The organism is Stenotrophomonas sp. GW821-FHT01H02A, assembly GCF_059422145.1.
This window is the reverse complement of the sequence record NZ_JBWKWI010000020.1, coordinates 1-7,971: the sequence shown is the minus strand read 5'-3', so window position 1 is coordinate 7,971 and position 7,971 is coordinate 1. Positions and strand designations below refer to the sequence as shown.

5 protein-coding genes are annotated in these 7,971 nt (G+C 63.7%); 2 read left to right on the top strand and 3 right to left on the bottom strand.

Annotated elements, in window-relative coordinates; translation table 11 throughout:
- Nucleotides 1-465 precede the first annotated feature (465 nt).
- Entirely contained in the window at nucleotides 466-2,175 is a 1,710-nt protein-coding gene (locus AC07WC_RS17650) for a hypothetical protein (protein WP_495211159.1), read from the top strand.
- Nucleotides 2,114-2,941, top strand: a complete 828-nt coding sequence (locus AC07WC_RS17645) for an FkbM family methyltransferase (protein WP_495211158.1) — start codon at nucleotides 2,114-2,116, stop codon at nucleotides 2,939-2,941. The genes AC07WC_RS17650 and AC07WC_RS17645 overlap by 62 nt, the downstream gene beginning before the upstream one ends.
- A 294-nt stretch (nucleotides 2,942-3,235) precedes the next feature.
- On the opposite strand, the gene AC07WC_RS17640 is transcribed toward AC07WC_RS17645, so the two are convergent.
- The 3 genes from AC07WC_RS17640 to AC07WC_RS17630 form a co-directional block, all read right to left on the bottom strand.
- Entirely contained in the window at nucleotides 3,236-4,402 is a 1,167-nt protein-coding gene (locus AC07WC_RS17640) for a DUF1120 domain-containing protein (protein WP_495211157.1), read from the bottom strand.
- Nucleotides 4,403-4,410: 8 nt separating this feature from the next.
- Nucleotides 4,411-6,924: a fimbria/pilus outer membrane usher protein gene (locus tag AC07WC_RS17635; protein WP_495211156.1), complete on the bottom strand. Its 2,514-nt coding sequence runs from the start codon at nucleotides 6,922-6,924 to the stop codon at nucleotides 4,411-4,413.
- 61 nt (nucleotides 6,925-6,985) lie between these two features.
- Nucleotides 6,986-7,726 carry a fimbria/pilus chaperone family protein gene (locus AC07WC_RS17630; RefSeq protein WP_495211155.1) on the bottom strand — a complete coding sequence of 247 codons (741 nt, stop codon included), beginning with the start codon at nucleotides 7,724-7,726 and terminating at the stop codon, nucleotides 6,986-6,988.
- Nucleotides 7,727-7,971 lie beyond the last annotated feature (245 nt).

The following is a 7,971-nucleotide window of genomic DNA, read 5'->3' as shown; positions in this document are numbered from 1 at the left end:
TGGTGTGGCCATGACCTTGGCGGCGGGCAGCGACTGTTTTTTGTCAATTTGAAATTTCTTCTATTCCCCCTGGGTTTGAATGGGGGTGAGAATGGAGGGTGATTTCGAGGGGCCGTGGGCGCATGGGTCGTCATGGGGGAGGGGAGTGGCAATGTGCCGAGGGGTAAAGAAGCAAGAGCAGGCACCCGTACTGGGGCCGTCTGTGCAGGGAGCGTTGCCCGCCCGTCAAGAACAGGCGACAGAGTATGCAGGCCATGGCCATTCATTTTTGTACTGTCCGCGGGCTGCAGTCCCACGCTTGGAACGCGAACATCGGAGCCGCCGCCCTATCGTGGCGACCTGCTGGGTGAGGTGGTCATCGGCGGGCCGAGTAGCCCTGGAGGCAGCCCGTCGGATGTGCGTTCATCGCCCATCAGTGCCCCCTTTTACGCAAACATCCCGCAGTGTCCATCGGCCACGATGGCAATGAAAGAGCCGTTGGCCGTGGCCTGGCCCATATCCACTGCGGACAATGATCCGATACGGCTGTTGCATGAATATGGGCCAGTGGGTCTTGTGGTGGTGCCATCGATGGAAGGCCGGGTGATTCGCTCAGGAGAGGATGGCGGGCAGAAGGCCTCAATGGATACCACTGTACCGATGGCCATCGTCGCTTTGACGCTCCTGGTCGCGTTTGGCGCGGGCTGGCTGCTCAGGCGCCGCCGCCGCTTGACTTCGGTTGCGCCCCGGAAGCTGATGGCATTGCCGGCACCAGCACCAGCACCAGCACCGGCACCGGCAGCCGCAGCCGCAGCCGCTCCCCGATCATCGCCCATAGCAGCGTCTGTTGACTGGCGGCTGTACGGTTACCCCGCCGTGAGGCATGAGCGGCAGTGGTGCCCAAGCGAAGAAGAGACCGGGCTATGGCACGCGTGGCGCCGACCTCGCTCCGTAGTGTTCGCGCTCAGCCTGCCGCATTGGCCGGACATCGCTGGAGCGGCGTCTGCACCGGCCAACCTGCCGGATCTATCCTGGGATGGGCTACAGGAAGAGCTTGATCGTGCGCTGGGTCCCGGCCGGTGTGTCGTGATGACCGAGGCGGGGATTGGAAGTCCTTACCTGTGGGTATCAGATCCCGCACAGATCAACGATCTGCTGGCCGGATTGCAGACGCAGCTGCGTACCACGCCTCCCCCACTGACGTTGCTGCTCAAAGCGCAGTTGCTACTGCAGCAGGCTGGAAGCAATCACGCCAGTACAACGGCGGCCTGCTTGGCAGAGGTCCGCTCGACGATCAATGCCGGTCAGTCGCTGGGGCCTGACACACTGGGTCCGGAGTGGACGGCATTGGCACTGCGGCTTGATCTGTTGGAACTACGCCAGCAGGGAAGTGCGTCACGCCTGGTGGGGCTGCGTCTTCTTGCAGCGCATTGCGCTGCTCTGGAAGGCCAGTCGCTGCCGGTGTACCGCGCCGGGCTGGAGATCTTGTTCTACTGCGCCAGCCGGCAGCAGGGGGAAGCGGCGCTGCAGCGCTACGCCGATGCCCACCGGCTCTGCCAGCGCATGCGACAGGAGGCCAGCCTGCATGATGAAGGGCTGCGGTTGCAGGCCGAGACTCTGCTGCGCTGGGCCGTGCGCGAGCGGGGCGGCCAACGCGACGCAGTTCTTGATCGCGCGCAACGTCTTGCCGACAGCGCCAATGCTCGATCACCGGGTGGCGCGCGTGCTCTCACTGTGGCGCAGGTGGCACTGGCGCGCGCGCGCGCCGGTGCCGGCTTGAACGCCGCGCAGGCACTCGACCATGCGCTGTGGCATGCCTTTATCGCTGGGACAGACCCACGCCTTTACGCAGCAGCGCTGCAGGTGCGCATGGCCATTCAGTCCGTTCACAGCAGCACCGGCGCCGACACAGCGTCCGACGCCGCTGCGCTGAGCTTGAGCCAGGAGCTGGCCAGCTTTCCACACCTATCGGCCGAGACACTTGTCGATCTGGCCCAGGTGCAGCTACGCCATCGTCGTTTTGCCCAGTGCTGCCTGCTGTGTGCCAACGCAGCACTGCAGGGGCGTACCACCCCGGCATTGCTGCGTGCCTGGGAAGAAGCAAGCGAACAATGGGCAGAACACATCACCAACGATGAAGATCGCGCTGCATGGCGGCGCAATGCAAGAGCGCGGCATTTTGCCGCACCACACTGACACCACCTTGGATACTCCCATGAATACAACTTCCGCCACTGAAGCGGCTGCCGCCTTTTGGTCCACCCGATATGGCCTGGTCAAGGCAGTCACGACCGACAACCCGGTCGCGCGCTCCCTGCAACGTTATGGTGAGTGGTCCGAGAAAGAAATCGACCTGTTGGGGACATTCCTCCAGGAGGGGCAACAGGTACTGGAGCTGGGTGCCGAGTACGGAGCGCATACGCTGTGGCTGTCACAGGCCGTGGGTCCGCTTGGCAAGGTGCACGTCTTCGAACCGGCTCGACGCGCGTTCCAGCTGCTTTGCGCAAATGTAGCCATCAACGAGCTGAGCAACGTGTATGCCCAGCCGCACTGGCTGGGCCGTCGTGCAGGCGATACTGCGGCGGCGCAGCTGCCATTGGCTGGAGCGGAGGCGGAGAGCCACCGTACTGTCTCCTTGGACGAAAGCCAATGCGGGCCACTGCAGTTGATCAAGAACAACGTACAGGGCGCCTTGCTGGACCTGTTGGCGGGAGCAGGAGAAACCATCCGCCGGGATCGTCCATTGCTGTATACGCGCCTGAGTGGGCTGCAGCGGGCAGAGGAGGAGGTGCGCGCAATCAAGGAGCTGGGCTATCGCTGCTGGTCGCATGTGCCTTACCTGTACAACCCGGGCAATTTCCGAAAGGATCCTACCAACATCTTCCCGGGTTGCGTGTGGCAGAACGTCATCGCCGCGCCGGTGGAGGGGCATTTCGAGCTGGATGCCGAGCGGGAGCTGTAATGGAAGTGCACGGTCCCGGCGCAGGCCTGCAACGGGTAAATACCTGAGCAGCTGCTGCAGCCGCGCCGTCAGCTACTCAATGGCCGCCGATGCATCGCATCGGTCGCCATTGAGGGCTGCATTCGGGGAGAGATCCAGGAGATCCAGGATGTTGTGATTGTTTGAGATGGCCACTGCCTCACTGTCATCGTCGACGGGGTGAAGCACGCCCCGAAACGATCACCAGAAACAGCAAGGCCCTGAGAGACTCAGGGCCTTGCTGTGACGCGTGACAGCTCTGGTGATCAGTGACGTCTAGAGATAAATGACCTCGAGGGTTGCCATGCCATCGATATCGATGACATTGGATGTATCCAGATCTCGCATGGGAGCAATCATCACCTCCACCGAGAGCGCGCTGCTCAGCGACTGAACGGGCGCCGGCCCGGCGTTGCTGCCGGCCACGTCGGTGAAACCTACATAACCGGCGGATGAGAGCGGTACCGGTTCACTGCGGCTGTTGCTCCAGGCAACGCCGCCTGAGGTTGAGTCGGTGCGATACACGTTGGCCATGGCATCGACGGTAGTCCGGCTGGGGTCAACCTGAACGCGGTAGTTGCCGATACGGTTGGACGCACCATCCAACCCAAGCCCATAGAAGTAGTCGCTATTGACGGTGGAGGTACCGTCACGGTTGTCCCGCAGCGTAAGCGCGAACAACGTGGGGGCGTCACACTGCACCGTCAGGCCGATATCACGCGCCGAAAGACGCGTACCCGTGTCGCGGTTGAGCTGGCCCGGCGCCATCCGTCCAAGATCCACAACCCCGCCGTTGGCCAGTGACGGCGTGCACGAGCCGGGCGTGAACCGCGTGCTCAGTTCGATATCGCTTGAAACCGCGCGGGTGGGAACATCCACAACACCAACCGACTGCCATGTGGTTGCGTCACGCACGCTGAACAAGCCCTGTTGAACAGACGCAGCTACCTCCAGCCGGGCGGTGAGACTGCGCCCCTCGAGTGCCATGCCGCTGTCCATCGGCACCAGTCCCTGACCGGGCAGCCACGGCTGTTCGGAAGCCACGTCCAAGGGGGGCTGGCCACGCGCCACGATCCGGCCCAGCTCCACACTCCGGCCGTCTACCTGCGCATCGCGAACGGTGACGCTGTAGCGACCTTTGTCAGTGAAATCATAGTGCTGGCCGTCCGATGAAGCGGCCCGATAGAACAGGGTCAAGTCATCGGAGGTGTTGCAAAGCAACGAAACGGTCACAGCACGAGTCCCCAATGTCTGGGCCGCCCCCACACGTCCCTGCTGACCGAAGTCCAATTGAGTCTCGCTGAGGCTCATCTGACAGTCGGCGGTCGATTGGGCCTGCGCCATCGGCGTAATGGCCAAGAATGCCAGACCAAGAGCCAGGAACAGTGGCCCGCGCGGGGCACCCTGATGATGCCGCGAAGAAGAGTTCAGATTGATGCTCATATGGTGCCTCAAGGCAGCGTGCATGTGGCCGGCAGCGTTTCATAGAACGCCTTGGCATTGGTGGTACGGGGCAGCGCGAACTGCAGTTCACAACGCTGGCCATCGGGCAGCGAAACCCAATAGCTTTGGTCCTCTTCCACGGAGGGCAGGAACACGCCACCATCGGCCTGCACGAGCGTCAGCAACTGCTGGCTGCCGTTGCTCACTGCGGCGCCAGCCGGAAGTCGGCTACCGGTACTGGTGCTCACTTTCAGCAGCACGCGACGCGTCCGGTTGACCTCAAAATCGATCTGCTCAACCGCACCACGCCCCGCATTGACCACGGACAGTCCATTACCCAGCTCGACATCCCGCGGCAGCGACTTGGCCGAGACCTCAACCGAAGCCGGTGCGAAGGCGGGCATCTGCGCCACGACGGCGCGCCCCTTGCGATCGGTCCAGACCGGACCGCTGGGGGTGGACACTTTGATTCCGGACAGGTCGCCGACGGAAACCATCGCAAACGTGTCCTGAACGGCGTAGGGCGAGAGGGTGACCCCCTGGTCGTGTACAACAACGGCGCCGCTCAACCCGCCTTGATAGTTGCTGAAACCAGCATTGCTGCGACTGTAGCCAAGATTGATCTGGGCGTAGCGCGGCATGTACGAAAGTCCGCCGGTGAACGAGGTGCGATCGCCACGGCTGTTCTGCTCTACGCCAACGCGATAGCTGGCCTGATCGTTGATCTGTTCGCTCAGGGTCAAGCCCGTGCGATGCTCGCCATCGGCCAGGCGCAGTGAAGTGCGCAGGCGGCGCGACGGCGCACCCAGCGGCACGCTGACGTTGAGGTATACCGCATTGCCGGCATTGCGCTCCCCTCCCAGCGACCACTCGCCAGTTGCCGATACCGAGGCCGAGCCGATGGTCGTCCCCCACGATGCAATGCCGCGACGACTGCTGCGACCGTCGAACGCACGGCTTTCGGTGGCGCCGACGCTGAAGGTGCCCAACGCAGCCGAGGTCCAGGCACTGCCCAGGCTGTATTGGGATTTGTACCCCAGCCATTGCGGTGCCCCCTCATCGTTCAGCTGAGCCTGCTGCAGTTCCCGGTACCCCGCGCTGCGGCGCGACGTGCCGGCGCTGATCGACCAGCGGTCAGAGACCTGTTGGGCAAACGTCGCCGTGCCCTGCACGCCATGCGCCGGCGTGGCAGTGCTGGATCGCGAAAGCTGCGCTGAAACCTGTGCCTGGGCACCGCTCCAGAGCGCGCGGCCGATGCCGGATCCCAAGGCCAGGTAGTTGGTGGCCGCCATCGCGCCGGTGCTGAGCGTACTTTGCTGGCCGAGCCCGCCCGTCCAGCCTGCGCTGACCATCCAGCCGGGGTGGCGTTCGGCCAGGCTCTGCGGCGGGTCGCGCAGCTGTCCGGCGGCAAAGGACCAGCCGGGAGTCGGGGCGTCCAGTCCCGCCAGCACGGCCGGAACCACAAAACGACGCGTGCTGCCATCCTCCTCGTGGACCACGACCTCCAGGTCCGACCGGCTGTTCAGGCGGCGGATGTTTGCCAGCGTGAACGGTCCGGCCGGTACCACTGTGGAGTGGATCAGTACGCCATTCTGCAGGACTTCCACCCGCGCCTGGCCTTGCGCGATGCCCGTGATCGGGGACGCACTGGACGACTGCGCAGCCAAGGCCTGTTCGCTGGCAATCTGTACGCCGGTGATGCGCGCACCGGACAATGCGGGGTTGTAGGCGTTGATCTGGCCCAGCTGCAGCACGGCCGCCTGGTCGGCAAAGGTGCGCTGTGCGAAAGCCTCCAGATGCGCAGTGCGGCGCACACCATCCTGGTTGCTGTGGATCTGACGACTGCGGACGATCCAGTCGCCAGCATTGAAGCCCACCTCGGTGCTGGCCGACCAGAAGCGCGAGCGCCGGTCGCCAAAGCGGCTCTCCAGGCCCACAATGTCATAGTTGAGCAGGGCAGCGCTGCCACCGCGGCTGAAGTGCGAGAGATCGCGCTGGGGCTCGCGGCGCGCATCGGTGGGTACCACCAGTTGCAGCGTCAGCGATTCCGGCTGCGCGTTCACCTCGGTCTGTGGGTAGGCCGCCAGAAAATCCAGGCAATCGCCGGCGCCGTCCACGGCTTCACCCGAGTCCTTGGACGGCGGGAGCCGCAGCTTGGCAGCCTGCAGCAACGCGGGGGTGAAGCACAGCACGCCACTGTCATCGAAGCGCGCATCAACCCGCCCCAGCCGTTCGCCATTGACCACCAGCGTGACACGCTGCACGCCCTGGGCAAAGCGCGGCTTGTCATGCAGCTGATTGGCGAGCTGCGGGTCGATGCCCCGCGCGCGCAGCATGCTCTCATCGAATGAAGAGCGCTTATCTGCTGCCACCTCCTGGGCCTGACCCGCCGCCGGTGCCAGCGCAACCAGCAGGGCCAGGCCCAGCGGCGAACGCCGCAAGGCAGCTGCCGGCGCCGCAGGGATGGGTTCACGATGAAAGGATATGGTGCTCAAAAGATACCCCGGTGCATCGGGCGACAAATTATGACGCGCAAGAGAAGGAGGGGCGGCCTCAAGGCCGCTCTGGCGGGCGTAAGAATGCTCAACGGCTGTGGAGCGGTGCTTCGTACGGCTCGGTCACGAAGCCGTAGACGGTAGCCGGCTGCAGCTTGACCGCGCTGGCCTGGGTACCCGCCTGCACCGGCACACTCACGGTTTCACCCGGTAGTACATAGGTCTTGGGCAGCTGGGCGCCGGCTCCGGCGGGCAACAGCTGCACGTTCTGCGCCAGACGTACCACATAGGGGGAGGGATTGGTAACGCTCAGGGCATCGCCTTTGAGCGACCATTCCAGCAACGTCCAGGGCGAACGGTTCGGTGCCAGGCCCTTGGGGTGGATGATCACCGGCACATTCTGGCGCACGGTCACATTCACCCGTGCTTCGGCTTCTGCGTTGTGCCGGCTTTCGGGAATACCTTCGAAGATGGCCCGCTTCATACGCTGGGTGGTCAGCGGCGGTTGCCCGGCACGATCCAGCAGCACGAAGCGTACGGTCTGGACTTTTCCGGCCTCCACCCGCGACAACGGCGGGGTGACCAGCAGAAGTGGCTCGGTGTCTTCGGGAATGTCTTCCAGCGCGACATGCAGCAGACTCAGGTGCGCATCGCTGTTGGTGACCTGCATCGAGGTTTCGCCATCGGCTTCATTGATCAGCACCAGCGAACTGGACGGTATCATCCCGTCGGCCAGGGCGGTGTTGGATGCCAACACCAAGCACAGACCGGACAACAGGACAGCCAAACGACGTTTGATGACGGCCCCGCGGGTATTGTGGATACTCAAGCGCTTCTCCAGGAAAAGTGAAGGTAAGGGGCGGGCTCGGCCGGATTTCAAGCGCGCGGGCGCGCTTTATGTTGCATTGAGATCACATACGCACTACTTGGCCGCCCAAGGGCGGCCAAGTAGTGCCTGTCAACATCACGAACGGGATCGCGACCTATTACAGGTAAATCAGTTCCAGCGTGGCAGAGGCATCGATGTTCACCTCATCGGTCAGGGTCAATTCCTGCGCCGGCTGAATGCGGACG

Bases quoted from the DNA above. Each gene is read 5' to 3' on its own strand.
- AC07WC_RS17650 (WP_495211159.1), top strand. From the start codon at position 466: ATGAAAGAGCCGTTGGCCGTGGCCTGGCCCATATCCACTGCGGACAAT.
- AC07WC_RS17645 (WP_495211158.1), top strand. From the start codon at position 2,114: ATGAAGATCGCGCTGCATGGCGGCGCAATGCAAGAGCGCGGCATTTTG.
- AC07WC_RS17640 (WP_495211157.1), bottom strand. From the start codon at position 4,402: ATGAGCATCAATCTGAACTCTTCTTCGCGGCATCATCAGGGTGCCCCG.